General features: G+C 72.1%; 26 protein-coding genes. 16 read left to right on the top strand and 10 right to left on the bottom strand.

Annotated features, from left to right (window positions below; genetic code table 11):
• Positions 1–10: 10 nt before the first annotated feature.
• The 5 genes from ABZ937_RS20915 to ABZ937_RS20895 form a co-directional block, all read right to left on the bottom strand.
• Positions 11–679: a helix-turn-helix domain-containing protein gene (locus ABZ937_RS20915; RefSeq protein WP_361693904.1), complete on the bottom strand. Its 669-nt coding sequence runs from the start codon at positions 677–679 to the stop codon at positions 11–13.
• Positions 680–890: 211 nt separating this feature from the next.
• On the bottom strand, positions 891–1580 hold the full coding sequence (locus ABZ937_RS20910) for an HAD-IA family hydrolase (RefSeq protein WP_361693902.1): 690 nt from the start codon (positions 1578–1580) through the stop codon (positions 891–893).
• Between the two features lie 10 nt (positions 1581–1590).
• On the bottom strand, positions 1591–2292 hold the full coding sequence (locus ABZ937_RS20905) for a phosphatase PAP2 family protein (protein ID WP_361693900.1): 702 nt from the start codon (positions 2290–2292) through the stop codon (positions 1591–1593).
• 88 nt (positions 2293–2380) lie between these two features.
• The gene (locus ABZ937_RS20900) at positions 2381–3316 is read right to left on the bottom strand and encodes a M56 family metallopeptidase (protein WP_361693898.1); all 936 of its coding nucleotides are present in this window, start codon (positions 3314–3316) and stop codon (positions 2381–2383) included.
• Positions 3317–3409: 93 nt separating this feature from the next.
• Positions 3410–3961, bottom strand: a complete 552-nt coding sequence (locus tag ABZ937_RS20895; protein WP_361693896.1) for a DUF5134 domain-containing protein — start codon at positions 3959–3961, stop codon at positions 3410–3412.
• A 165-nt stretch (positions 3962–4126) separates the two neighbouring features.
• Between ABZ937_RS20895 and ABZ937_RS20890 the strand changes: the two genes are divergently transcribed.
• Both ABZ937_RS20890 and ABZ937_RS20885 read left to right on the top strand, forming a co-directional pair.
• Entirely contained in the window at positions 4127–5824 is a 1698-nt protein-coding gene (locus tag ABZ937_RS20890) for an FUSC family protein (protein WP_361693894.1), read from the top strand.
• The gene (locus tag ABZ937_RS20885) at positions 5821–6417 is read left to right on the top strand and encodes a MarR family transcriptional regulator (RefSeq protein WP_361693892.1); all 597 of its coding nucleotides are present in this window, start codon (positions 5821–5823) and stop codon (positions 6415–6417) included. Before ABZ937_RS20890 ends, ABZ937_RS20885 begins: the two co-directional genes overlap by 4 nt.
• 6 nt (positions 6418–6423) lie before the next feature.
• Here the strand turns inward: ABZ937_RS20885 and ABZ937_RS20880 are convergent, their stop codons facing one another.
• A complete protein-coding gene (locus ABZ937_RS20880; RefSeq protein ID WP_361693890.1) occupies positions 6424–7476 on the bottom strand; it encodes an aldo/keto reductase in 1053 nt (350 codons plus the stop codon).
• Between the two features lie 181 nt (positions 7477–7657).
• On the opposite strand from ABZ937_RS20880, the gene ABZ937_RS20875 reads away from it, so the two are divergent.
• Entirely contained in the window at positions 7658–8566 is a 909-nt protein-coding gene (locus tag ABZ937_RS20875) for an N-acetyltransferase (protein ID WP_361693888.1), read from the top strand.
• Between the two features lie 244 nt (positions 8567–8810).
• Here ABZ937_RS20875 and ABZ937_RS20870 read toward each other — a convergent pair whose 3' ends face one another.
• Positions 8811–9197 carry a VOC family protein gene (locus ABZ937_RS20870; RefSeq protein WP_361693887.1) on the bottom strand — a complete coding sequence of 129 codons (387 nt, stop codon included), beginning with the start codon at positions 9195–9197 and terminating at the stop codon, positions 8811–8813.
• A 71-nt stretch (positions 9198–9268) separates the two neighbouring features.
• Between ABZ937_RS20870 and ABZ937_RS20865 the strand changes: the two genes are divergently transcribed.
• Positions 9269–9808, top strand: a complete 540-nt coding sequence (locus ABZ937_RS20865; protein WP_361693886.1) for a GNAT family N-acetyltransferase — start codon at positions 9269–9271, stop codon at positions 9806–9808.
• A gap of 27 nt (positions 9809–9835) precedes the next feature.
• On the opposite strand, the gene ABZ937_RS20860 is transcribed toward ABZ937_RS20865, so the two are convergent.
• A complete protein-coding gene (locus ABZ937_RS20860) occupies positions 9836–10519 on the bottom strand; it encodes a glycerophosphodiester phosphodiesterase family protein (RefSeq protein ID WP_361693884.1) in 684 nt (227 codons plus the stop codon).
• A 405-nt stretch (positions 10520–10924) separates the two neighbouring features.
• Between ABZ937_RS20860 and ABZ937_RS20855 the strand changes: the two genes are divergently transcribed.
• The 4 genes from ABZ937_RS20855 to ABZ937_RS20840 all read left to right on the top strand — a co-directional run bounded on the left by ABZ937_RS20855 (position 10925) and on the right by ABZ937_RS20840 (position 14846).
• Positions 10925–12322 carry a DUF6421 family protein gene (locus ABZ937_RS20855; RefSeq protein WP_361693882.1) on the top strand — a complete coding sequence of 466 codons (1398 nt, stop codon included), beginning with the start codon at positions 10925–10927 and terminating at the stop codon, positions 12320–12322.
• Positions 12319–13110, top strand: coding sequence for an SDR family oxidoreductase (locus ABZ937_RS20850; protein WP_361693880.1), 792 nt, complete (start codon positions 12319–12321; stop codon positions 13108–13110). The genes ABZ937_RS20855 and ABZ937_RS20850 overlap by 4 nt, the downstream gene beginning before the upstream one ends.
• Positions 13107–14177, top strand: a complete 1071-nt coding sequence (locus tag ABZ937_RS20845) for a low specificity L-threonine aldolase (RefSeq protein ID WP_361693878.1) — start codon at positions 13107–13109, stop codon at positions 14175–14177. The genes ABZ937_RS20850 and ABZ937_RS20845 overlap by 4 nt, the downstream gene beginning before the upstream one ends.
• A gap of 78 nt (positions 14178–14255) precedes the next feature.
• Positions 14256–14846: a transglutaminase domain-containing protein gene (locus tag ABZ937_RS20840; RefSeq protein WP_361693876.1), complete on the top strand. Its 591-nt coding sequence runs from the start codon at positions 14256–14258 to the stop codon at positions 14844–14846.
• 111 nt (positions 14847–14957) lie between these two features.
• Here ABZ937_RS20840 and ABZ937_RS20835 read toward each other — a convergent pair whose 3' ends face one another.
• A complete protein-coding gene (locus ABZ937_RS20835; protein WP_361693874.1) occupies positions 14958–15686 on the bottom strand; it encodes a lysophospholipid acyltransferase family protein in 729 nt (242 codons plus the stop codon).
• A 278-nt stretch (positions 15687–15964) separates the two neighbouring features.
• Here ABZ937_RS20835 and ABZ937_RS20830 point away from each other — a divergent pair, with 278 nt between their 5' ends.
• The 4 genes from ABZ937_RS20830 to ABZ937_RS20815 all read left to right on the top strand — a co-directional run bounded on the left by ABZ937_RS20830 (position 15965) and on the right by ABZ937_RS20815 (position 19130).
• Positions 15965–16393, top strand: coding sequence for a thioredoxin family protein (locus tag ABZ937_RS20830; RefSeq protein ID WP_361693872.1), 429 nt, complete (start codon positions 15965–15967; stop codon positions 16391–16393).
• 208 nt (positions 16394–16601) lie between these two features.
• Positions 16602–17111, top strand: coding sequence for a flavin reductase family protein (locus ABZ937_RS20825; protein ID WP_361693870.1), 510 nt, complete (start codon positions 16602–16604; stop codon positions 17109–17111).
• A gap of 217 nt (positions 17112–17328) precedes the next feature.
• Positions 17329–18114 carry an electron transfer flavoprotein subunit beta/FixA family protein gene (locus ABZ937_RS20820; RefSeq protein WP_361693868.1) on the top strand — a complete coding sequence of 262 codons (786 nt, stop codon included), beginning with the start codon at positions 17329–17331 and terminating at the stop codon, positions 18112–18114.
• A 53-nt stretch (positions 18115–18167) separates the two neighbouring features.
• Positions 18168–19130: an electron transfer flavoprotein subunit alpha/FixB family protein gene (locus tag ABZ937_RS20815; protein ID WP_361693866.1), complete on the top strand. Its 963-nt coding sequence runs from the start codon at positions 18168–18170 to the stop codon at positions 19128–19130.
• A gap of 59 nt (positions 19131–19189) precedes the next feature.
• On the opposite strand, the gene ABZ937_RS20810 is transcribed toward ABZ937_RS20815, so the two are convergent.
• Positions 19190–20095, bottom strand: coding sequence for an endonuclease/exonuclease/phosphatase family protein (locus ABZ937_RS20810; RefSeq protein ID WP_361693864.1), 906 nt, complete (start codon positions 20093–20095; stop codon positions 19190–19192).
• A gap of 213 nt (positions 20096–20308) precedes the next feature.
• On the opposite strand from ABZ937_RS20810, the gene ABZ937_RS20805 reads away from it, so the two are divergent.
• The 4 genes from ABZ937_RS20805 to ABZ937_RS20790 all read left to right on the top strand — a co-directional run.
• Entirely contained in the window at positions 20309–21607 is a 1299-nt protein-coding gene (locus ABZ937_RS20805) for an aldolase (protein ID WP_361693862.1), read from the top strand.
• 393 nt (positions 21608–22000) lie between these two features.
• Positions 22001–22429 carry a DUF6313 family protein gene (locus tag ABZ937_RS20800; protein ID WP_361693860.1) on the top strand — a complete coding sequence of 143 codons (429 nt, stop codon included), beginning with the start codon at positions 22001–22003 and terminating at the stop codon, positions 22427–22429.
• On the top strand, positions 22426–22722 hold the full coding sequence (locus tag ABZ937_RS20795; protein WP_361693858.1) for a DUF6313 family protein: 297 nt from the start codon (positions 22426–22428) through the stop codon (positions 22720–22722). The genes ABZ937_RS20800 and ABZ937_RS20795 overlap by 4 nt, the downstream gene beginning before the upstream one ends.
• Positions 22719–23330: lysophospholipid acyltransferase family protein (locus ABZ937_RS20790; RefSeq protein WP_361693856.1), on the top strand; the 612-nt coding region annotated here is incomplete at its 3' end. The genes ABZ937_RS20795 and ABZ937_RS20790, both read left to right, overlap by 4 nt.

Below are 23330 nucleotides of genomic sequence, written 5' to 3'. Positions count from 1 at the left end.
ACCGCTCGCCTCAGGGGCGGTCGGGCCGCTCCTCGGTGGCGAAGAACCGGGACAGATCCTCGTCCCCCGTGCCCGCGGCCGGCTCGCTCTCCGGGGGCGAGCCCATCTCCCAGTCGAGCCCGTACCGCTGGAACAGCTCGGCCCGCAGCACCGGGACGGGCATCGGCACCCCCGGCACCAGCGCCGCGTACACCGCGCCCATCAGCAGGGCCCGCAGCATCGGGTAGTCCGCCGAGACGTTCTGCGCGCCGTACCGGGCGACGGTGTCGCTGAGCAACTCCGCCAGCCGGCGCTGCTCCGGGCACTGCCGGAAGCCCTCGGCGTCGAGCAGGCCCGCCATGTGCTGACGCATCAGCACGGGCCGGTCCCGGGCCAGCCCCAGAATCGCGTCGATGGCCCGGGCCAGCCGCTCCCGGCCGTCCTCGGTGCGCGGCTCCCGCTCCAGTGCCTCCTCCAGTGTGCGGTGCATCAGCCGGTGCACGGCGGACTGCACCAACTGGCGCTTGCCGGGGAAGTAGTACGACACCAGCCCGCGCGCCGAACCGGCCCGGTCCGCGATGTCGCCCAGCGTCGTGGCCTCGAACCCGCGCTCACCGACCAGCTCCACGGCGGCCTGCAGCAGCCGTTCCCGGGAACGCCGCCGCAATTCTTCATTGACCGAGGCGCTGCGCGGGGACATCCTGTAACTCCTGCGTTGACTGGCTGCCAGCCAACTATACTCAACGCATCAGGGCACCCCTGTGTTCGGGGCCCGCCCGGAGCAGCCGTCCGTCTGGGGCGACGCGGGGGATCGTCTCAGACGGACGGCACCGGACGGCACGGATCTATCGCTGACTCACGCTCAGCGCTGCCTGCCCGGACCGGGGAAGAGGCGGCGGCCTTCACGGTGCTCAGTGCATCAGATCCAGCACCGGCAGCAGTGCGTTCGGGCGTTGGCCGATCGGTAGGTGGTCGACGAAGTGGACACGGCAGCCGAGTGCGGCGGCCCCGCCGTCCGCCGTTCTGCTGTCGCCGACCATCAGCACCCGACGCGGATCGGCGCCGAGTGCCTCGCAGGCGACCGAGAACAGCCGCGGATCCGGCTTCTGCACGCCGTGTTCGTACGACAGCACATACGTGTCCACGTACGCGTCGAGCCCGTGCTCGCGGAACACCGGGCGCAGATCCCAGCCGATGTTGCTGACCACGCCGACGCCGACCCCTCGCTCGCGCAGGGTGCGCAGCACCTCGGCGGCGTCCGGGTACGGGGACCACGCGGCGGGCTCCATGTGCCGGTCGTACAAGGCGTCGTACAGCCCGGGATCCGGCAGCGGCACCCGGCGGGACAGACCCGTGTAGGCGGCCCTGTGCAGCTCCGCGCTCTCGTCCCGCACCGCCCAGAGGTCCGCGAGGTCCGCCGGCAGCTCCACCGGCACCGCACCGCCCGGCAGCGCACCGGCCGCCTCCAACGCCTTGGCGGTGCAGGCCAGTTCGGATTCGGGCAGGGTGTGTCCGGTCTCGGCCAGCACCGCGCGCAGCCAGGACTCGGTGGTCTCCACGCGGAACAGCGTCCCGGAGAAGTCGAACAACACGGCAGCCATGCGCGGGACTCTACCCGCGCCGCCCCACCGGCGGTTCCGACCTGCCCTTCCGCGGCCACTCGTACACCACCACCGCCAGCGCCACCAGCAGCGCCCCGAACAACCATCCGCCGACCACGTCCGAGGGCCAGTGGACGCCCAGCCACACCCGGGTCACTCCGACACCGACCACCGAGACGAGCGCCGCCGCCACAGCCGTACGCCACAGCGCCCGGCCCGGCCCGCAGCGGTGCAGCAGCCACAGCAGCAGGCCGCAGGCCACGGTGGCGGTCATCGCGTGCCCGGAGGGGAAGGCCGCGTAGTGGGCGGAGTCGACGGGGTCCGGCCAGACCGGGCGGGGGCGGTCGACGGCGGCCTTCACCGACTGCTGCACGATCGCGGCCACCGCGAGGGTGACCGCCAGCCACAGTGCCGTCCACCAGGCCGCGCGGCGCCAGATCAGCCACACCGCCGCCGCCGCGGACACGAGACGCATCGTCAGCGGGTCCCACACCCAGTCCGTCAGCACCCGGAAGACGTGTGTCATCGCTCGGTCGTCCACCGCCCAGCGGTGCGTGGTGCGCGAGACGTCGCCGTCCAGACCGATCAGCGGGTGCCAGCGCGCCGCGACAAGGATGAGCAGCAGCACCGAACAGACACCGAGAGCGGCGGCCACGCGGACAGCCCTGCGATACGGCTTCGGCGAGGGGGCGGTGGGGCGACGATCGTGCATGCCGTGATCTTTGTTGATGGGACGGCCGGGGCCAAGACCGGCATGACCGGAATCGGGTGGCGGTCGGGGTGTCGTCGGGCCCCCCGGGTCAGCCCAACGCCCGCAGACCCGGTATCAGGGTCACCAGTACGGGAATCACCGGGACCAGCGCGGCGGTCGCCGTCAGGCGGAGGCGGTGCAGGGCCGGGAGTCGGTCCGGGGCGGTGAGCAGGCGGTGTACGCGCTGCGGCACATGGGCGTGCGGAGTCGGTGAGGGCCCGAAGACGCCCCGTTCCTCGTTGAGTTCGACCAGGGCCAGCGCCGTCGTCAGCCGGCCGAAGCGGCGGGACGCCATGTCGTCGGCGGCCAGCTCGACCAGCCGGTGCATCTCGGCGCGGAACGCGGCGAACACCGGGACCTGCGGGAATCCGCCCGCCAGCGCGGCCGAACAGTGCAGCAACCAGTCGTGCCGGGCCTGCGCGTGCCCCTGCTCGTGCGCGAGGAGCGCGTCCAGCTGACGGCCCTTCAGGCGGCGGAGCGCGGCCGTGGTGACGACCAGCCGAGGGGCGGCGCCGGGCAGCCACCAGGCGTCGGGCCGGTCTCCCTCCAGCACCACCAGCCGGCCGCTCGCCGGTTCCTCACCCGGCAACAGCGGTGCCCGCACCAGCAGTTCGGCCCGTCGCCCGCGCCGCCGCGCCCGGGCCCGTACGACCTCGCGGACCAGCATCGCCAGACTCCACAGGCCGCCGCAGGCGAGCAGTACGGCGGTCGGTGCCGCCCAGGGGCCGGCCGTGCCGAGGGCGTAGGCGTCCACGACCGCGCCCGGCGCGGAGGCGAACACATGCCCGCGCACCGCCTGCCAGGCCGCCGCCGCGCTGAGCGTCATGGACAGAGCGCAGCACAACAGGACGGCCGCCACCACGCACTGCCACACCCAGAGGGCGACGACCGGCTCGCGGTCCGGCCAGTCGGCCCGGGCGAGCAGCCGGGGGGCGACGACAGCGGTCAGGGCGCCGAGCAGCAGCAGGGCCACGGGGACCATCATGGTCAGCACCCTATGAGCGCGAAGCCGCTCAGCGGTACGGGCCGCGCCGCCGAAGTGACGCAGGCAACGGACGCGTCCGCCCGCGGCGGGTCCTCACATCGCCAGCAGCATCGCCACCATGCCGATCCCCATCGACAGCCGGCACGCCCGCGCCAGCTCCGGTCGGTCGCCCCAGCGGGCCGGCCCGCTCCCGCCCGCCGGGGCGCCGGCGGGAACCAGACGGGCGCCGGAGAGCAGCACATACCCCGTGAAGTACAGCAGCAGCGCGCCCGTCAGCAGCGGCACGCCGGCACCGCCGTGCGCGTGGTGGACGGCGGGAGGGGCCGCGGCCATCGCCACCGCCATGTAGACCATCGCGGCGCTGCCCACCAGGTGGTGCAGATGGTGCGGGCCGCCGCGCGCGGCCCACAGCGCGCGCAGGGCCGCCGCGCCGAACACGGCCGCGTACACCGGCCACGCCCATCGCGGTGGCGTGAACACCGCCGCCGGCACGGCCATCACGGCCATCCCGAAGCCCATCAGCGCCTCGCCGCCCGCGGCCCGCCGCTGCTCCTCGTCGCCGCTGCGCATCCGCAGCAGGCAGTAGGCCCCGGTCGCCGCGCACAGCGCGACCAGCAGCCAGGCTGTCGACACCGGTCCGTGCACGCGCACCTCCCCGTTCGACGGTCGGTCCAGGGATGCGATGCCCACGGCTGACGGGGCGCACGCAAGCGCAAGGGTGTACGCGGGGAGCATGCGGGGGAGCACGGACCGTCACCGACGTGCCGTACCAAAGTGTTTTATAAGTAAAACACGTGCTAAATTAATGGTATGCGCAGTGCCACCCCCCACCGTCTTCCCCTCGCCGCGGCGCTCCGCCTCGGACGCCCCTCCGACATCTGGTTCAAGCCGGCGCTGAGCGTGGTCGCCGCGGTCGCCCCGCCCAACCTCACGCTGCTCGCGCTCGGCCGCCTCGACCTCGCGATGTACACGATGGCCGGATCGCTGTGCGCGCTCTACGGCCACAACCGGCCCTACGCCGCCCGGGCCCGCGCCCTTGCGTGGGTGGTGCTCGGCATGGTCGGCGGCCTCGCCGTCGCCCTGCTCGCCGCGGCGCTCACCACGAACGCCCTCGTCCTCGTCACCGTCGGCGCCGTTCTGGCGGCGGCCCAGAAGGCGGTGTGCGACGCGACCCGGATCGGGCCGCCCGGCAATGTGGTCCTCAGCTTTATCAGCTCCGCCTCGCTGTTCGCGCCGCAGACCCTCGGTCAGATCCCCGGGCACGTCGGGCTGGCCCTGGCCGCCGGCGCCTGGGCCTGGCTGGTCGGCATGGCACCCGGCCTGGTCCGCCCGCACGGGCCCGAGCGCCGCGCCACCGCACAGGCCCTGAACGCCGCCGCCGCGTACGCCGAGACGCGTGGCATCACCGCCGACGGCCACGCCCGCGCCGCGAGCGCCGCCGCGATCCACGCCGCCTGGCAGTCGCTGCTCTCCGTGGGCGCCCGCCCCGACCGCACCCGGCACGCCCTCGAACAGCTCCTCGTGCGCGCCGAGGTCGCCCTCGCCGCGCCGGCCGACACCGACCCCGCACGCCTGCGCGCCTGGGCCCGCGAACTGCGCGGCACCGGCCGGATCCCGCGCGTCGCGACCCCGCGCGAGGACGCCGACGAACTCCTCGGCGTGGCCACCGCACAGGCTCCCCTGATCCGGCACCGCCTCGCCCCGCTCGCGCCGCTCGCCGCACGTACGGCGCTCGGCTGCGCCCTCGCCGGATACGCCGCCCTCGCGCTCGGCGTCGGCCGCCCGTACTGGGCGCTGGTGACCGCGGCCTCCCTCTACCAGGCCAACGTCACCCTCACCTGGAGCCGGGGCGTCCAGCGGGTCGTCGGCAACCTCGTCGGCGTTCTCGTCTTCGCCGCCCTCGCCCCGGTCGCCCATCTGCACCCCGCCGCCCTGGTGCTGTGCTGCCTCGCCCTCAACTTCGGCGCCGAGGCGCTCATCGGCCGCAACTACTGGCTGGGCAGCGTCTGTGTCACCCCGATGGCCCTGCTCGTCACCGAGTTCGCCCGCACCCAGGACCCGGCCGAACTGATCACCGACCGGGTCGCGGACACCCTCGTCGGCGCGCTGGTCGGCTTCGTCGCCGCCGTCGCCGTCACCAACCGGCGCGCGGGCGACCGTCTGGAGCGGGAACTGGCCGCGGCCGAGCGTGCCCGGGAGAACGCCGCCCGCCTGCTCGCCGAGCCGCACCCGGCGCCCCGCGCCCTGGAGTCCGCCCGCCGCGGCCTGGCCGCCGCCCTGGTCGACCTGCGCGCCACGGCCGACGCTGCCTCCGGCGAGTGGTGGCAGCGCGCCCTGCCCGAGGAGCGGGTCGTGCTCACCGAGCGGTCCGGACACCGTACGCTCGCGGCGACGGTACGACGTCAGGGGCTCGTACCGCGGGACCCGGACGACGACGACCGGGACCAGGGCCAGGACCCGGACCGTGACCAGGACCCGGGCAGGACGACGGAGGGCATACGGCCATGACGGGGACCAACGGCGGACCGACGCCCGGAAGCGACGCGACCGGAAGCGACGCGACCGGTGCCCGGCCCCAGGCCGGTACCGAAGCCGCGCGGAGCGACACCGTCTCCGCCGTCGTCCGCCAGTGGCAGGCCGTCCACCCACAGCTGGACACCGGGCCCATGGAGATCATCGGCCGGATCAACCGCTGTGCCGCCCTGCTCCAGCAGGCCGAGGACGCGCCGCTGCGCCGGGCCGGACTGAGTCGCCCCGAGTTCGACCTGCTCGGCGCCCTGCGCCGCACCGGCCACGAGCTGACCCCGGGAGAGCTGGTCCGGGAGACCTTCTCCTCCGGGGCCGCCGTCACCAAGCGGCTCAAGCAGCTGACCGAGCGCGGCCTGGTCGAACGGCGCGGCGACACCCGCGACCGCCGCGTGGCCCACCTGCGTCTCACCGACGCCGGCCGCGACCTGGTCGACGGCATCCTCCCCGAGCAACTCGCCTACGAGACCACCGTGCTGTCGGCCCTGCCCGCCGAGGACCGGGGCGAACTGGCGGGCCTGCTGGCCGAGTTGCTCAGCCGACTGGAGGGCCGGGCGGGCGTGCTGCGGGCGTAGCGGGAATCAGAGGACGTCGTGCACCGTACGGCGGTGCGTGGCACGGCGGTCCTCGATGTCCGGCCAGCGGTCGCCGTACACATTGCGGGTGATGGGCGCCTCGCGCAGGAAGTCGTGCGGGAAGCCCAGCGGGACGGCGCTCACCTCGTCCAGCCGCGCCCGCGCGTCCGCGTCGAGCCGCACCCCGGTGCTCGCCAGGTTGTCCGCGAGCTGCTCCGGCTTGGTGGCCGACACGATGGGCACGACGTTCCCGGGCCGGCCCAGCAGCCAGGCGAGAGCCACCTGGGCCGGACTCCAGCCGCCCTGCCCGGCGATGTCCAGGACCGCGCTGATGATCTCCTCCTCCCGCGCATCCGGCCGCTCTCCCAGCACGTCCAGCCGGCCTCGCTCGCCGCGCCGGTACTTCCCGGTGAGCTTGCCCGCCGCCAGCGGTGCCCAGGCGAACACGGCGAGGTCGAACGCCCGGGCCTGCGGCAGGAGCTCGCGCTCCGGCGTCCGCTCCAGCAGGCTGTAGCGCAGCTGCGAACCCGCGAAACCCGTCCATCCGCGCAGCTCGGTGAGGGTGCCCGCCTGGGCGATCTCCCAGGCCGGCCAGTCCGAGACACCCACGTAGAGCACCTTGCCGGCGCGCACGACGTCGTCCAGCGCGCGCATCACCTCCTCCACCGGGGTGAAGTTGTCCCGGGCGTGCACCCACAGCACGTCGAGCCGGTCCGTGCGCAGCCGCGCCAGGCTCTCCTCCACCGACTGCACGAGGTTCTTGCGGTGGTTGCCAGCGGAGTTGGGGTCGCCGTCATGGGTGCCGCAGGTGTACTTGCTGGCCAGCACGAACCGGTCGCGGCGCCCGGCCAGCAGTTCGCCGAGGATCCGCTCGGAGCTGCCGGAGGTGTAGTTGTTCGCGGTGTCGACGAAGTTGCCGCCCGCGTCCGCATAGGCGTCGAGGAGCCGGGCGCAAGCCTCCTTGCCGACACCCCAGCCCCAGTCCTCCCCGAAGGTCATCGCGCCGAGCGCCAGCTCACTGACCCGCAGACCGGTCCGTCCGAACAGGGTGTACCGCACGTGTGTTTCCTTTCCGAGCAGGTGGTGCGTACGACGCTAGGAGCTGGAGCGCTCTCGAAGACAAGCCCGCCGCCCGGCCCGCCGGAACCGGCTGGCCCGTTCGGCCGCACCGGCGTACCCTCGGCGCCGTACCGCATCGCACGGCGGCCCTCCCGATCCCTTCCGAGACCGGAGGTCACCCATGCCCGAGGTGCGCCCCTTCCGCCGCGACGACCGCGACCAGCTGACCGACCTGGTGAACGCCCATGTGGCCGCCGTCGTACCCGGCGTCTCCGTCTCCGTGAACACCGTGCTCAGCGCACTGGAGCGACAGCCCGACGAGTTCGTGACCGACCCGTGGGTGGGCGAGCGGGTCACCCTCGTCACCGAGGAGCACGGGCACCTCGTCGCGGCGGCCCATCTGAAGCGGTACCGCGCCGACGAGGAGGTCGGCCCGCACTACCGGGACGTGGGCGAGATCGACTGGTTCCTCTGGCATCCGCCCGCCTCCTTCCGGCCCGGCACCGAGCGGGCCGCCGACCAGCTGATGGCGGCCTGTCTGGCCACTCTCGCCCGCTGGCGGGTCCGGGTGCGGCGCGCCTCCGGAGACCTCCCCGCCCCCGCCGTGTACGGCCTGCCCCGGCCCTGGCCGCACGTCCGGGCCGTCTACGAACGCGCCGGCTTCCGGCACCACGGGGACACGGAGGTGATCCTCCTCGCCCGCACGTCCGACCTGCCGCGCTCCGAGCCGTGCCCCGGCGTGACGGTCGAGCGCACGGTGGGGGAGTGCGGCACCCGCTTCACCGCCCGCACGGACGCCGGCTCCATCGGCTTCGTCGAGACCGACACCTGCCTGGCCCGCCCCGAACGGCACGCGCGGGGTGCCGGGCCGGCCGACATCGGCAACCTGCACGTCGAACCCGCTCACCGGGACGAGGGCTGGGAGCGCCGGCTGCTGGGCCACGCCGCCGACTGGCTGCGGCTGTGCGGGGCGGACCGCGTGCTCGCCTACGAGCGCGCCGACGACACGGCCGCCATCGGACGCCTGCTCGCCGCGGGTTTCCGTGAACTGACCCGCACGGACCGCGGCTGGGAACACCGCCCGCGGTGACCGGCCCCGCGACCCCGAGGCCCTGTCGTCAAACTCCCTCCCCCAGCCTTCGGCCGGGAGGTGCCCCCAGCCTCGCGACGCCATGCACGCACTCTCGCCGCACCGGGCCCGGGCCCAAGTACGTCCAGTACGAGGGCCAGGACCCGGCACTCCCCCAGCCTCCGGCCGGGGGCACCCCCAGAGCACGCACCTGACGCCGCGAGGCCCGCCCTCCGGGCGGACGGCGGGAGTTTGACGACAGGACCTAGGGCCGGTACCGCAGCGGATGGTCCGCCGGGACCTCCACCAGGACGATCGGGGTGCCGTCCGGGTCGGCGATCCACAACTCCACCAGGCCCCATGGCTCCCGCAGCGGAGGCCGGACGATCTCGACGCCCCGCCCCTTCAGCTCCTCGCACGCGGCCGTCGCGTCCTCGACCTGCAGCCACAGCCGCGGCTCGGGCGAGGGCGCGGTCTCGGACCGGCCGGACAGTTCCAGGAAGCCGCCGCCGAGGAAGTAGACCGTGCCGCGCTCGGCACCGGTACCGAACTCGCGGTAGACGGACAGCCCGAGCTGTTCGCCGTAGAACGTGCGGGAGCGCTCGGGGTCGGTGGGCCGAAGCAGGATCCGGCTGCTGAGTACATGCACCATGCGGGCGGAGCCTAGCGGCAGCGTTACCCTCATCGATGGTTCAGCCACGCCCGAGATCGGAGACCCCCGTCATGGACCGTCCCGCCACCGGACTCACCTTCCGCGACGCCACCGACGCCGACGTCGACGCCCTCGTCGCGCTGATCGAGTCGGCGTACCGGGGGGACAGCAGCCGGACCGGGTGGACGACCGAGGCGGACATCCTGGAGGGGCAGCGGACCGACCCCCAGGGCGTGCTGGAGGTGATCAAGGCGCCGCGGAGCCGGCTGCTGACCGTCGAGCAGGACGGCCGTATCGTCGCCTGCTGCCAGCTGGAAGACCGCACGGATCACGCCTACTTCGGCATGTTCGCGGTCAGCCCCGCGATGCAGGGCGCGGGCCTCGGCAAGGTCGTCATGGCGGAGGCGGAGCGCCTGGCCCGGGAGACCTGGGGGGCCACGGAGATGCAGATGGCGGTGATCTCCGTACGGGACGACCTGATCGCCTGGTACGAGCGCCGCGGCTACCGCCGTACGGGACGGATGAAGCCCTTCCCGTACGGCGACGAGCGCTACGGCATTCCGCAGCGCACCGACCTGCGGTTCGAGGTGCTGGTCAAGCCGCTGGTGTGACGTTCGTGCGCGGGGCCCGGCGCCGGGTCACGCGGTGAACCGGCCCGTCCGCTTGATCTGCGGATAGTCCGTTGTCGCCCCGTCCAGCTCCAGGGCGCGGACCAGCCGCAGATGGTCCTGGGTGTTGACCACCCAGCCGATGATCCGCAGCCCGGACGCGCGCGCGTGCTCGACGATCTCCAGGGTGAGCCGGCGGATGTTGAGACACACGGTCGCGGCACCCACGGCGACGGCGCGCTCCACCACGTCGGTGCCGTACCGGCTCGCGATCAGCGCGGTGCGCACGCCCGGCACCAACCGCGCGATCTCGGCGACCGCCTCGTCGTGGAACGAGGACACCTCCACCCGCGCGGTCAGATCCCGGGCGTGCATCACCTCGGCCAGTGCCCGCGCCGCCGCCACATCCTTGATCTCGGCCTGCAGCGGCGTGCGGACCGCCTCCAGAACCTCCTCGAAGACCGGCACCCGCTCCCCGCGGCCCGCGTCCAGGGCGCGCAGCTCCGCGAGGGTCTTGTCGGCGATCGGTCCGGAGCCGTCGGTCGTACGGTCCACGTCCGCGTCGTGCATGACGACCAGGGCGCCGTCCTTGCTCAGGTGCAGATCGAGTTCGATCAGGTCGAGGCCGGCCTGCTGCGCGGCGACGAAGGAACGGAGGGTGTTCTCGGGCTCGACGCCCATGACCCCGCGGTGACCGATGGTAAGGAAGTTCAAGGTTCAACTCGCTTCCGTCGACGGCGGCTCGGCGACGCGCGGACCGGTGGCCCCCGTTCCGGACCTCGTCGTCCACGCGGCAAGGTCGCAGCCTAATGGCCGGGCCGCGCGTTGAACCCGCGGCTGCGCCGGGCATTCGGGGCGCGGGGCGGGCGCCAGTTGGCCGGTACCCGCCCTGGCCGTCACCCTCCCGTGGGCGAGTCCCCATGTCCTTGACCGATCAGGGAACCGCCCCTGAGAGGGCGGGACGCACTCGGTGGAAGTGAGCGTCGTCACGGTGGACGGCAGGAAAAACATCGGTGACCAAGGGGCCCAGCAGAATATTTTCCCGATCAGGCTCTTGCTGAGAGAAACGGGGTATGCATACGGTGTCCATACGCGAGGTTCTCCCGTGGAGGATGGGACATGACGGAAATTCTTGTGCAGTCGGGTACCGAGGGACAGGTTCCTTCGCTGACCAGGGTGGTTGAGCACCCGGCTTGGCCCGTGCTCAAGGATGCCGTGGAGCAGATCCGGCCATGGCAGTCGAAGGACGGGTCGATCGACTTCGACGCCGAGGGCGCCCCGGAGCGTGCCGACGTCGTGGCGGCCGTCGAGCGTGTCGCCGGCGCGGTCGAGCAGCTCTCCCCGCTGGTCCCGCACGACGCCGCCTACCACCAGGCCCTGGTGAAGGACCTGCGCCGCTGGGCCGAGGGCGGCTTCGCGGTCCCGGACTTCCTGGATTCCCTGCTGGCCTTCCAGCCCGCCGCGAACCGCGCGGACGGCCTGCAGCACCTGGTCGTGTTCCCGATGTACACGCAGAACGGCAACCTGGACCGCAACCTGGAGGCGGTCGTGCTGCGCATGGTCTGGCCGGACTGGCTGGCCGAGCTGGAGCGCACCCGCTACGACAACCCGCTGTTCTGCGGCATCACCTTCGAGGACTTCACCGCGGGCTACGACACCAACTCCGCCGTCCTCTTCCCGGAGACCATCGCCGTACGCGAGGCGCCGGAACGTTTCTCCTGGGGTGGCATCTTCTGTGACCGCGAGGCCGCGCGCTTCCGCCGGGTGACCGACGCCGCCGTCGACATCCTGGGCCTGGAGCTGCCCGAGGACATCGCCGCGATGGTCCACGACCAGAAGCGCTGCGAAGAGGCCTTCGTGCTCTGGGACATGGTCCACGACCGCACCCACAGCCACGGCGACCTGCCGTTCGACCCGTTCATGATCAAGCAGCGCCAGCCGTTCTGGATGTACGGCCTGGAGGAGCTGCGCTGTGACCTCACCGCCTTCAAGGAGGCCGTGAAGCTCCAGGCGGACGGCGTCCCGCAGGCCCGTGACGTGCAGTACGCGGTGCTCTTCGACCGCATGTTCCGCTTCCCGGTCACCGGCGACCGCAACCGCAACTACGACGGCGTCGGCGGCCAGCTGCTCTTCGCCTACCTGCACCAGCACGACGTCATCCGCTGGACCGACAACAAGCTCTCCATCGACTGGGAGCGTGCCCCGCAGGTCACCAACCAGCTGTGCGCCGAGATCGAGAAGCTCTACCGGGACGGCATCGACCGCCCGAAGCTGGTGCACTGGTTCGCCGGCTACGAGCTGGTCTCCACCTACCTGGCGCCGCACCCCGGCTCCAAGTGGGCCAAGGGCCCGGACGCCCTGGACCTGACCCAGCCGCCCCGCAAGCTCGTGGACGACGTGCTTCCGGACGAGTTTCCGCTGAGCATGTTCTATGAGGCGCTGTCCAAGAAGCTGAAGAATGTGATCGCCTCCACCAAGGGCATCACGGCGGACACCGCCGAGCGGATCGCCGCGTGAGCGACCGCGACCGGACGACAGTTTCAGAGGGGAAGATCGTGGGGAACAACGGGTCTCTCAGTGGCGCGGTGATCGCGGTGGCCGGCGCGGGCGGCCCCGCCGGGCACGCGGCGCTGGTCCGGCTCGCGGAGGCGGGCGCGGTCGTCGTCGGCGCGGACAACAACCCCGAGCGGCTGGCGGAGTCCGTGGACGCGGCCCGCTACGCCCGGGGCGGCGCCACCGTCACCGGCGAGACCGTCGACCTGCTCGACCTGGACTCCACCCGGGCCTGGGCCGATCGCATCGAGAAGGACCACGGCCGCGTCGACGGCCTGGTCCACCTCGTCGGCGGCTGGCGCGGCGGCGCGACCTTCGCCGACACCGACCTGGCCGACTGGGACCTGCTGGAGAAGCTGCTCGTCCGCACCGTCCAGCACACCTCGCTCGCCTTCTACGACGCCCTGCAGCGAAGCGACCGCGGCCGGTACGTGCTCATCAGTGCGGCCGGCGCCTCGAAGCCCACCGCGGGCAACGCGGCGTACTCCGCGGCCAAGGCCGCCGCCGAGGCCTGGACGCTCGCGATGGCCGACGGCTTCCGCAAGGCCGGCGGCGAGGAGGGCCCGCGCTCGGCGGCTACGATCCTGGTGGTGAAGGCGCTGGTGCACGACGCGATGCGCGCCGAACGCCCCAACGCGAAGTTCGCGGGCTTCACGGACGTCAAGGACCTGGCCGAGGCCATCGAGGGCGTCTGGACCAAGTCCGCCGCCGAAGTGAACGGAAACCGTCTGTGGCTGACCGAGAAGCCGTGAACCCTCCCAAGACCGACGCGCGTCGCCACCACGACCCGCAGGTCCGCGGTTTCGCCAGTGACAACTACGCCGGAGGCCACCCCGAGGTGATGGCCGCCCTGGCCCTGGCCAACGGCGGCCACCAGGTGGCGTACGGCGAGGACGACTACACCGAGAACCTCCAGGGGATCATCCGGAGCCACTTCGGGGCCACCGCGGAGGCCTTCCCGGTCTTCAACGGTACCGGCGCGAACGTGGTCGCGCTCCAGGCGGTCACCGACCGCTGGGGTGCCGTGGTCTGCGCCGAGAGCGCGCACATCAACGTGGACGAGGGCGGCGCGCCCGAGCGCATGGGCGGGCTGAAGCTGCTCACCGTGCCCACGCCCGACGGCAAGCTCACGCCCGAGCTGATCGACCGGCAGGCCTGGGGCTGGGAGGACGAGCACCGCGCGATGCCGCAGGTCGTCTCGATCACACAGTCCACGGAGCTGGGCACCCTCTACACGCCCGAGGAGATCCGCGCGATCTGTGAGCACGCCCATGCGCGCGGGATGAAGGTGCACCTGGACGGCTCCCGGATATCCAACGCCGCCGCCTCCCTGAACGTGCCCATGCGGACGTTCACCAACGCGGTAGGCGTCGACATCCTCTCGCTGGGCGGGACGAAGAACGGCGCGCTGTTCGGCGAGGCCGTCGTCGTCATCAACCAGGACGCGGTGCGGCAGATGAAGCACCTGCGGAAGATGTCGATGCAGCTGGCCTCCAAGATGCGCTTCGTCTCCGTGCAGTTGGAGGCCCTCCTCGCCAAGGACCTGTGGCTGCGCAACGCCCGCCACGCCAACGAGATGGCCCAGCGGCTCGCCGAGGGCGTCCGTGCGGTGCACGGCGTGGAGATCCTCTACCCCGTGCAGGCCAACGGCGTCTTCGCCAAGCTGCCGCACGACGTGAGCGAGCGGCTGCAGAAGCGGTTCCGGTTCTACTTCTGGGACGAGGCCGCCGGCGTGGTGCGCTGGATGTGCTCCTTCGACACCACCGAGGACGACGTCGACGCGTTCGTGGCCGCCCTCAAGGAGGAGATGGCCCACTGAGGTCTGTGTCTGCATAGGTATGCGGTCACCCGAAAAGTCATTGACGCTCGGGTGATCGCATTCCTATGCTCTGCGGGCATGGAGCTGATCCAGAACACCGCCGACCTGTCCGCCTACTTGGCCGCCGACGAGGTCATCGACCACCATCATCCGGTGGTCAGGGAAACGGCCGCCCGGCTGGCCGCGGAGGCCGCCGACTCGTATGAGTATGCGCGGGCCGCCTATGAATTCGTCCGGGACACCATCCCGCACTCCCAGGACTCCGGTGACCTCCGCGTCACCTGGCGCGCCTCCGACGTGCTGGCCCTGGGCACCGGCATCTGCTACGCCAAGGCCCACGCCCTGGCCGCACTGCTGCGCGCCGAGGACATCCCGGCGGCCCTGTGCTACCAGCGTCTGACCGACGACGAGGGCGGCCACGCGGTGCACGGTCTGATCGCCGTCCGCTTCCACGGGGCCTGGCACCGGCAGGATCCCCGCGGCAACATCCCGGGCGTCGACGCCCAGTTCTCCCTGGAGGGTGAGCGGCTGGCCTGGATCCCCGACCCTGCGGCCCAGGAGCTGGACTATCCGGTCCTGTACGCGGAACCGCATCCGGTCGTCCTCGCCGCGCTGCGGGCCGCACCCGACCGCCCGCACCTGTGGAAGACGCTCCCCAGCGGCCTCTGAGCGGATCGTCCCCGCAGTTCCCGGCCGGTCCTTGATCGGGCCGGCCGCAACGCGCCCGAGGCGCTGGGCTGTGCCTGATGTGCGGCTACCGCCCGCGCGGCGCCGCGGGCGTCAGTGCGCCTCCGCCGTGCGCAGCTGCTCCGCCGTCGGCGCCGTGCCGCCCAGGTGCGAGGGCAGCCACCAGGAGTCCTCCGGGCCCTTGGGGCGGCCCGGGTAGGCGCGCTGGGCGGCGTCGAGGAGTTCCTGGACGCGCTCGCGCAGGCGGCGGGTGATGGCGCCCGCGTACTGGTCGCGGGGTGCCTCCACCGCCTCGCCGACGCGGATCGTGACGGGCAGGTGGTTGCGCTTGAAGTTGCGGGGGTGGCCCTTCGTCCACAGCCGCTGCGTGCCCCACACCGCCATCGGGACCAGCGGGACGCCCGCCTCCTGGGCCAGCCGGGCCGCACCCGACTTGAAGCTCTTCAGCGTGAACGACTGCGAGATCGTCGCCTCCGGGAACACCCCGATGATCTCGCCGGAGCGCAGGGAGTCCAGCGCGTGCGCGTACGCCGCCTCGCCCTGGTTGCGGTCCACCGGGATGTGCTTCATCCCGCGCATCAGCGGTCCCGAGACCTTGTGCCGGAAGACGGACTCCTTCGCCATGAAACGCACCAGACGCTTCTGCGGCAGGGCGGCCAGGCCATTGAAGACGAAGTCCAGATAGCTGATGTGATTGCTCACCAGCACGGCACCGCCCGAGCGCGGGATGTTCTCCGACCCCTGGCAGTCGATCTTCAGGTCCCAGACCTTGAACAACGTCTTGGCGAATCCGATGACGGGACGGTAGACCAGCTCTGCCATGGGCGGGGCGGACCCTTTCTGCTCTGCTCGGGAAAGGGGCTCCCGGCGGGAAAGTTACGCAGCCGTAGGTTTACGGCGTCTCGCAGATCGTGCCCGAAGAACGGACGGGGAGCCAGTCCTGGTGCCCCGCGGCGGCGAGATCCTCGTCACGTCGGCCTACATCCCCTCTCGGATCTTCGAGTCTCCTTGCTCCACCCGTGTCGAACGCATCGATGCCCATGCATCAGCGTTCCGCAGCGGAAACTCCCCGGGGGGCGGGAATCTTTGCGGTCACGTGAATGCTTGTGCCGGAGAGGACCGGACTGGTGGTGTGCGGGGCGGTGTTCGCCGCGGCGGGCGCCCACGGAGTGCTGCGCAAGCGGCGGAACGGGAGAACGCGGGTGCGCGGGCGCGACGACGGCAAGCGGCTCGGAACGGCCGAACTCGGCGGTGAACTGGGGGAGCGCGCCACGCTCGTGCAGTTCTCCAGCGCCTTCTGCGCACCCTGCCGGGCGACCCGGCGCATCCTCGGCGAGGTCGCCGGGATGGTCCCGGGCGTGACCCATGTCGAGATCGACGCCGAGGCCCGCCTGGACCTCGTACGCGAGCTGCAGATCCTCAAGACGCCCACCGTCCTGGTCCTGGACGCCGGCGGACGGGTGGTGCGGCGCGCCACCGGGCAGCCCCGTAAGGCGGACGTCATCGCGGCCCTCGGGGAGGCCGTGTGAGGAGGCTTCAGGCAGGGATGAGACATCTTCCAGATCCCGGAACGCACTTGACTGTGCCCACCAACTATCGTCAGCCTGACCGTATGCCGATCGAACTCCTTCTCTTCGGGCGGGTCCACGTCGACCTCGCCCGCACCGCGAGCGCGCGCTGTCCTGGTTGCTGAGCAGCCACGGACCCGCTTCTCACTTCTCGCAGAAGGACAACTCCATGACGGCCACGCCCGACCTCGGCACCCCTCAGCTCGCCTCGCCCGATCTGCTGCGCACCACCTTCCGCCGGCACGCCGCCGGTGTCGCGGTGATCACCGCGCGCGGGGCCTCCGGCCCGGTCGGCTTCACCGCCACCTCCCTCACCTCCGTCTCCGCCGAGCCGCCGCTCGTCTCCTTCGGCATAGGCACGGGCGCCTCCAGCTGGCCCGCGATCTCCGACGCCGACCATGTCGGCGTGCACCTGCTCGGCGAGCACCAGAGCGAGCTGGCCGCCACCTTCGCGCGCAGCGGCGCCGACCGCTTCGGCGCGCCCACCGCCTGGCGGGAGGGCCCGGAGGGCGTACCGGTGCTGGACGACGTGCTCGCCTGGCTGGTCTGCCGGATCGTCGGGCGGGTCCCGGCCGGCGATCACCGGATCGTGCTCGCCGAGGTGGTCCTCGGCGACCCCTCGGGCGCCGGCCGCCCGCTCCTCTACCACCAGGGCCGCTTCAGCGGCCTGCGGGATTGATCACGTCGCCCCCTCCTGCGAAGCCGTCGAGTTCCGGTTACGCTGCGTTGCGAAGGTCACAGTTCAAAGCGCTTGCTTAGCGGGCATGAACTGGGTGTACTGACGAGTAATATTTCGTTCGGAGCGCGCGGACGCCCCGATCGGGATCGGCCGCTTGAGGCGCCTATGCTGCCTGCAAGAGGCAGCCCGGAAATGTCGATGCAGTAGGAGAGCCGGCGTGAGCTTGAGGATCGTTGTCACTGTGAAGTACGTGCCCGACGCCACTGGCGACCGGCACTTCGCCGATGACCTGACTGTCGACCGCGACGACGTGGACGGTCTGCTCTCCGAGCTGGACGAGTACGCGGTCGAGCAGGCCCTGCAGATCGCGGAGAACGCGGACGACGCCGAGGTCACCGTCCTGACGGTCGGCCCCGAGGACGCCAAGGACGCGCTCCGCAAGGCCCTGTCGATGGGTGCCGACAAGGCCATCCACGTCGAGGACGACGACCTGCACGGCACCGACGCCATCGGCACCTCGCTGGTCCTGGCCAAGGCCATCGAGAAGGCCGGCTACGACCTGGTCATCTCCGGCATGGCCTCCACCGACGGCACCATGGGTGTCGTCCCCGCGCTGGTCGCCGAGCGCCTGGGCGTCCCGCAGGTCACCCTGCTCTCCGAGGTCTCCGTCGAGGACGGCACGGTCAAGGGCCGCCGCGACGGCGACGCCGCCTCGGAGCAGCTGGAGGCCGCGCTCCCGGCGATCGTCTCCGTGACCGACCAGTCCGGCGAGGCCCGCTACCCGTCCTTCAAGGGCATCATGGCGGCCAAGAAGAAGCCGGTTGAGTCCTGGGACCTGTCCGACCTGGACATCGAGGCCGAGGAGGTCGGCCTGGACGGCGCGTTCACCAAGGTCGAGACCGCGACCGAGCGTCCGGCCCGTACGGCCGGCACCATCGTCAAGGACGAGGGCGAGGGCGGCAAGCAGCTCGCTGAGTTCCTCGCGAGCCAGAAGTTCATCTAAGGCTCGCCCGCCGCTGACCGCCCCTCAACTTCGTTACGCAGGAGAGCAATCCCATGGCTGAAGTCCTCGTCTACGTCGACCACGTGGACGGTGCCGTCCGCAAGCCCACCCTGGAGCTGCTGACCCTGGCCCGCCGCCTCGGCGAGCCGGTCGCCGTCGCGCTGGGCAACGGCGCCGCCGGCACCGCCGCCACGCTCGCCGAGCACGGCGCGGTGAAGGTCCTCACCCACGAGGCCGCCGAGTACGCCGAGTACCTGGTCGTCCCGAAGGTGGACGCCCTGCAGGCCGCCTACGAGGCCGTCTCCCCGGCCGCCGTGCTGGTCCCGTCCTCCGCCGAGGGCAAGGAGATCGCCGCCCGCCTGGCGCTGCGCATCGGCTCGGGCATCATCACCGACGCCGTCGACCTGGAGGCCGGCGACGAGGGCCCGGTGGCCACCCAGTCGGTGTTCGCCGCGTCCTTCACCACCAAGTCCCGGGTCATCAAGGGCACCCCGGTCATCACGGTCAAGCCGAACTCGGCCGCCGTCGAGGCCGCCCCGGCCGCCGGCAGCGTCGAGGCCCTGGCCGTGACCTTCTCCGACAAGGCCACGGGCACCAAGGTCACCGGCCGTACGCCGCGTGAGTCGACGGGCCGCCCGGAGCTGACCGAGGCCGCGATCGTGGTCTCCGGTGGCCGCGGTGTGAACGGCGCCGAGAACTTCTCGATCATCGAGGCGCTGGCCGACGCCCTCGGTGCGGCCGTCGGCGCCTCCCGTGCCGCCGTCGACGCCGGCTGGTACCCGCACACCAACCAGGTCGGCCAGACCGGTAAGTCGGTCTCGCCGCAGCTGTACATCGCCAACGGCATCTCCGGCGCCATCCAGCACCGCGCCGGCATGCAGACCTCGAAGACCATCGTGGCCGTCAACAAGGACGCCGAGGCCCCGATCTTCGAGCTGGTCGACTTCGGCGTGGTCGGCGACCTGTTCGACGTCGTGCCGCAGCTGACCGAGGAGATCAAGACCCGCAAGGGCTGAGATCCGCCTTCGCTGTACGAGGCCCCCGTGACCGCGCCGACGGTCACGGGGGCCTCGCCTCATCCCAGCGTCAGGGAAGCCTGCACCGGCAGGTGATCGCTGGGAAACCGGCCGTGCAGGGAGAACGTGTTGACCGAGGCCCGGTGGGCCGTGACACCGGGGGTCGCGAGGATCCAGTCGATGCGGTCGCCGCCCGGCGTCAGCGGCTTGTAGCCGTGGAACGTCCCGTACAGCTCGCCGCGCTCGGCCGCGGTGTCCCAGGTGTCGGCCAGGCCGGCACCCAGCATCGTGTCGTAGACCGGGTTCTCGTGGGCGGCGACGTTGAAGTCGCCGGTGACGACGAGCGGGAGCGAGCGGTCGAGCCCGGCGACGCGCTGGGAGATCAGCGCGGCGGCACGCGCGCGTGCGTTCTGGCTGCGGTTGTCCAGGTGGGTGTTCAGGAAGTAGAACTCCCGGTCGCCGTCATGCAGATCGCGGAACCGGACCCAGGTCACCATGCGGATGGAGCCGCCGCCCCAGGTGTTGGAGCCGATCACGTCCGGGGTGTCGGAGAGCCAGAAGTGGTCGTACTCCCGCGGGGCGAGCCGGCGGGTGTCGTAGAAGACCGCCATGAACTCGTCGCGGCTGCCGCCCGCGCGTCCGGTGCCGATCCAGTCGTAGGGGGCTCCCAGGTCGGCCTCGATGTCGCGCAGCTGCTGGTAGAGGCCCTCCTGTGTGCCGATGACGTGGGGTCGCTCGCGGTGCAGCAGGGCGTGCGTCACGGGCCTGCGGGCGGCCCAGCTGTGGGGCTCGGCGGTGCTCGCGTAGCGCAGGTTGAACGACATCACGCGGAGCGGACCGCCGTGGTGTCCACCCGCCGAGGCGAGGTCGGCGGAGAGTGCTGTACTGGACAGGGGTAGGGAGACCGTGGCGGCCAACGCGGTCTTCAGGCCCATACGGCGCGTGACGCGGCTGAGGATCGACACGGCTGCTCCTTCTGCGAACGGCTTCCGGACGAGTCCTTGCTGATGCGCTGTGCGGTAGGAGTGTGCGGCCCCGACGGTCCCAGACGCATGTGAACATGCCGAGAGCGCGGAGTGGAGCGGACGGGATGCGGTGTTGACCAGCGGGAAGGTTGGCAGATAACTTCGCCATACGGATTGTTGATTCCGTACAGCGGAAAGTCTGGAGGGTGTGGGATGGGTCAGCAGGAGAAGGTGGCAACGAGCCTCGCGGGCGCCGTCAGCGAGGAGATCAGCGCCTCCCTCGCACCGGTCGACGCGGAGCTGGAGCGCCGCTACCCCGGGGACCCCGGCACCCGGCAGCCCGTCCACACCGTCTACGTCCCCGGTGACGCCTTCGCCGCCGACACCCTGCGCACCTGGGGCGACCAGGCTCTCGCCCTGCTCGACGAACACGCCCCCGACGCCGCCTCCTTCGCGGCCGTCCTCGGTCTCGCCGACGACCTCGCCGAGCCGGTCTACTCCCGCGTCCGGGCCAAGCTGGAGCGCGAGCCCGTCGAGGACCTGCGCGTCGACTTCGAGGACGGCTACGGCGCCCACCCCGACGCCGAGGAGGACGAGACGGCCGCCCGCGCGGCCCGCCTGATCGCCGGGGCGTACGCGAACGGCACGGCGGCGCCGTACATGGGCATCCGCACGAAGTGCATGGAGGCCGCCGTACGCGACCGGGGCATCCGCACCCTCGACGTCTTCCTCACCGGCCTGATGGAGGCCGGCGGCCTGCCCGAGGGCCTGGTCCTCACCCTGCCCAAGGTCACCTACCCCGAGCAGGTCAGCGCCTTCGCGCGCCTCCTGGAGGCCTTCGAGAAGGCGCACGGCCTGGACGCCGGCCGGCTGGGCTTCGAGATCCAGATCGAGACCAGCCAGTCCATCCTGGCCACCGACGGCACCGCCACCGTCGCCCGCATGATCCAGGCAGCCGAGGGCCGCGCCACCGGACTGCACTACGGCACCTTCGACTACAGCGCCTGCCTCGGCGTCTCCGCCGCCTACCAGGCCAGCGACCACCCGGCCGCCGACCACGCCAAGGCGATCATGCAGGTCGCCGCGGCCGGCACCGGCGTCCGCGTCTCGGACGGCTCCACCAACGTCCTCCCCGTCGGCCCGACCGCCAAGGTCCACGACGCCTGGCGCCTGCACTACGGCCTCACCCGGCGCGCCCTCGCCCGCGCCTACTACCAGGGCTGGGACATGCACCCCGGCCACATCCCCACCCGCTACGCGGCCGTCTTCGCCTTCTACCGCGAGGGCTTCGAGCAGGCCGCGGGCCGCCTCGCCCGGTACGTCAACCGGGCCGGCGGCGACGTCATGGACGAGCCCGCCACCGCCAAGGCCCTCAGCGGCTACCTGCTGCGCGGCCTGGACTGCGGCGCCCTGGACATCGCCGAGGTCGCCCGCCTCACCGGCCTGACCCGCGCCGACCTGGAGGGCTTCGCGGCACCCCGCCGCGGCGACCTGACGGCCTCCGCCCAGTAGCCGAGGCCCTTCGGGGAGCAGGGGCCGGTCCGGGGGAACGGGGGCTCGGTCCGGGGCCGGAGGAACCCGGGCCGGGGATACGGCCACATGGGCGCGGAGGCCGGGAAGCCGCCCTCAAGCAACGGCGCACCCCCCTCTTTGCCCACGCGCACGGCGATCGTGTCCAAGCCGAACTCCCCGGTGCTCGACGCCTGATGGCCAAGCGCCCGGGCGCGGAGGAGGCTCGCGGCCCGCTCCGCCAGGCGGCGGCGCCCTGGCAGCGTGGCCCGGTGCCGCGCCACCCGTGAGAGTCGGCACGCACCCGTGCCGGGACTCCCGGACTGCTGACCCTCCGGCCGCCCCGCGTTGCCCGTATCCGACTTGCGCGCACGGCGACTTCGCTATCTTCGTGCCGTGGCACAGCCTGCTCCGCCCCCCTCGGACCCACCGCCTCCCGACACCTGGCGGGAACGCTGCCGGGACTGGCGGAGATCCGTCTCCCGTCTCAACCGGCCGCAGCACTGGCTGCTGACCCGCTTCCTGCGGTGGGGCTCGTGCTTCCTCGCGCTGTACGTCGGCGGAGGCCTGCTCCTCGGCTGGACGACCGCCTACAACGTGCTGCTCGGGATCACCTCGCCGGCCGACACGGAGTTCCCCTGGTACGGCGTGCCGCTGTCCCTGACCGGGTGGCTCCTGGTCCCGGCGGTCGTCGGCGGGGCATCGGGGTATCTGGTCAACCGGCAGATCGAGCGCCGCCGCCGGGTGCCCGAGGCGGACCTGCTGGAACAGATGCGGGCACAGGCCAGTACTCCGCCGGCTCCGCGCAGCGGGAGCGGTGGATGAGAACGCTCGCAGACCTCTACGCCGCGGGCGGTGACGACCGGCGCTTCGCCGAGGAGTTCAACGAGCGGCTGCACACCGGGGACTGGATCCTGGCCAAGGAGCACTGGACCCGCACCGTGCAGCACATCGCCGACCGGGCCAAGGAACTGGACGACATGACGGCCTTCGAGGCAGCCCGACGGGCCGAGGACCTTGCCCGTACGCTGTGTCAGGGTCTGATGGAGGGCGGGCGCTGCTGGGCCTGCACTCAGGATCCCGGGACACGGGGCGGAAGCGGGGTGGTGCGGGTATGACGGAGAAGATGCCCGCCGACCAGGTCCTCCGCGAGATGATCGAGTCAGCCGTGCCGGGCGCCGACCCGGACGCCGTACGCGATGCCGCCCGGGTGGTGAGCGACATCGGGCTGAACGAGGTTCCCGAGGAGCAGGACGCCGAACGGCTGCGGCAGGCCTTCGACCGTCTGGAGGGGCGTGAACCGCCGCCGGACCAGCCTGCCGAGGCCGGGGCCACGGCGTACAGCGGGCGGGTGCGGCGCGGTCGCATCGGCTTCGTCTACCGACTGATGGCGTTCCTGGTGAAGCCGGTCCTTCTGGTTGTGCTCCGACGGGACTGGCGGGGCATGGAGCACATTCCGGCCGAGGGCGGATTCATCACCGCGGTGAACCACAATTCCCACGTGGACCCCTTCGCGTACGCGCACTATCAGTACAACACCGGGAGGGTCCCGCGCTTTCTGGTGAAGGCCGGGCTGTTCAAGGGGGGTCTCGTCGGCGCCGCCATGCGCGGCACCGGGCAGATCCCGGTCCACCGCGAGTCCACCGACGCGCTCAGCGCCTTCCGGGCCGCGATCGACGCCGTGGAGCGCGGCGAGTGCGTCGCCTTCTACCCCGAGGGCACCCTC

The sequence above is a fragment of the Streptomyces sp. NPDC046727 genome (assembly GCF_040645635.1).
In the GTDB taxonomy this organism is placed as follows: Bacteria; Actinomycetota; Actinomycetes; order Streptomycetales; family Streptomycetaceae; genus Streptomyces.
The sequence above is the reverse complement of the archived record's forward strand: the minus strand, read 5'-3'. Positions and strand labels throughout refer to the sequence as shown.

Coding starts and splice junctions, on each gene's coding strand:
- ABZ937_RS20795 (WP_361693858.1), top strand. CDS start 22,426: ATGAGAACGCTCGCAGACCTCTACGCCGCGGGCGGTGACGACCGGCGC.
- ABZ937_RS20830 (WP_361693872.1), top strand. CDS start 15,965: ATGCTTGTGCCGGAGAGGACCGGACTGGTGGTGTGCGGGGCGGTGTTC.
- ABZ937_RS20865 (WP_361693886.1), top strand. CDS start 9,269: ATGGACCGTCCCGCCACCGGACTCACCTTCCGCGACGCCACCGACGCC.
- ABZ937_RS20875 (WP_361693888.1), top strand. CDS start 7,658: ATGCCCGAGGTGCGCCCCTTCCGCCGCGACGACCGCGACCAGCTGACC.
- ABZ937_RS20855 (WP_361693882.1), top strand. CDS start 10,925: ATGACGGAAATTCTTGTGCAGTCGGGTACCGAGGGACAGGTTCCTTCG.
- ABZ937_RS20870 (WP_361693887.1), bottom strand. CDS start 9,197: ATGGTGCATGTACTCAGCAGCCGGATCCTGCTTCGGCCCACCGACCCC.
- ABZ937_RS20900 (WP_361693898.1), bottom strand. CDS start 3,316: ATGATGGTCCCCGTGGCCCTGCTGCTGCTCGGCGCCCTGACCGCTGTC.
- ABZ937_RS20815 (WP_361693866.1), top strand. CDS start 18,168: ATGGCTGAAGTCCTCGTCTACGTCGACCACGTGGACGGTGCCGTCCGC.
- ABZ937_RS20915 (WP_361693904.1), bottom strand. CDS start 679: ATGTCCCCGCGCAGCGCCTCGGTCAATGAAGAATTGCGGCGGCGTTCC.
- ABZ937_RS20885 (WP_361693892.1), top strand. CDS start 5,821: ATGACGGGGACCAACGGCGGACCGACGCCCGGAAGCGACGCGACCGGA.
- ABZ937_RS20835 (WP_361693874.1), bottom strand. CDS start 15,686: ATGGCAGAGCTGGTCTACCGTCCCGTCATCGGATTCGCCAAGACGTTG.
- ABZ937_RS20910 (WP_361693902.1), bottom strand. CDS start 1,580: ATGGCTGCCGTGTTGTTCGACTTCTCCGGGACGCTGTTCCGCGTGGAG.
- ABZ937_RS20840 (WP_361693876.1), top strand. CDS start 14,256: ATGGAGCTGATCCAGAACACCGCCGACCTGTCCGCCTACTTGGCCGCC.
- ABZ937_RS20825 (WP_361693870.1), top strand. CDS start 16,602: ATGACGGCCACGCCCGACCTCGGCACCCCTCAGCTCGCCTCGCCCGAT.
- ABZ937_RS20805 (WP_361693862.1), top strand. CDS start 20,309: ATGGGTCAGCAGGAGAAGGTGGCAACGAGCCTCGCGGGCGCCGTCAGC.
- ABZ937_RS20890 (WP_361693894.1), top strand. CDS start 4,127: ATGCGCAGTGCCACCCCCCACCGTCTTCCCCTCGCCGCGGCGCTCCGC.
- ABZ937_RS20905 (WP_361693900.1), bottom strand. CDS start 2,292: ATGCACGATCGTCGCCCCACCGCCCCCTCGCCGAAGCCGTATCGCAGG.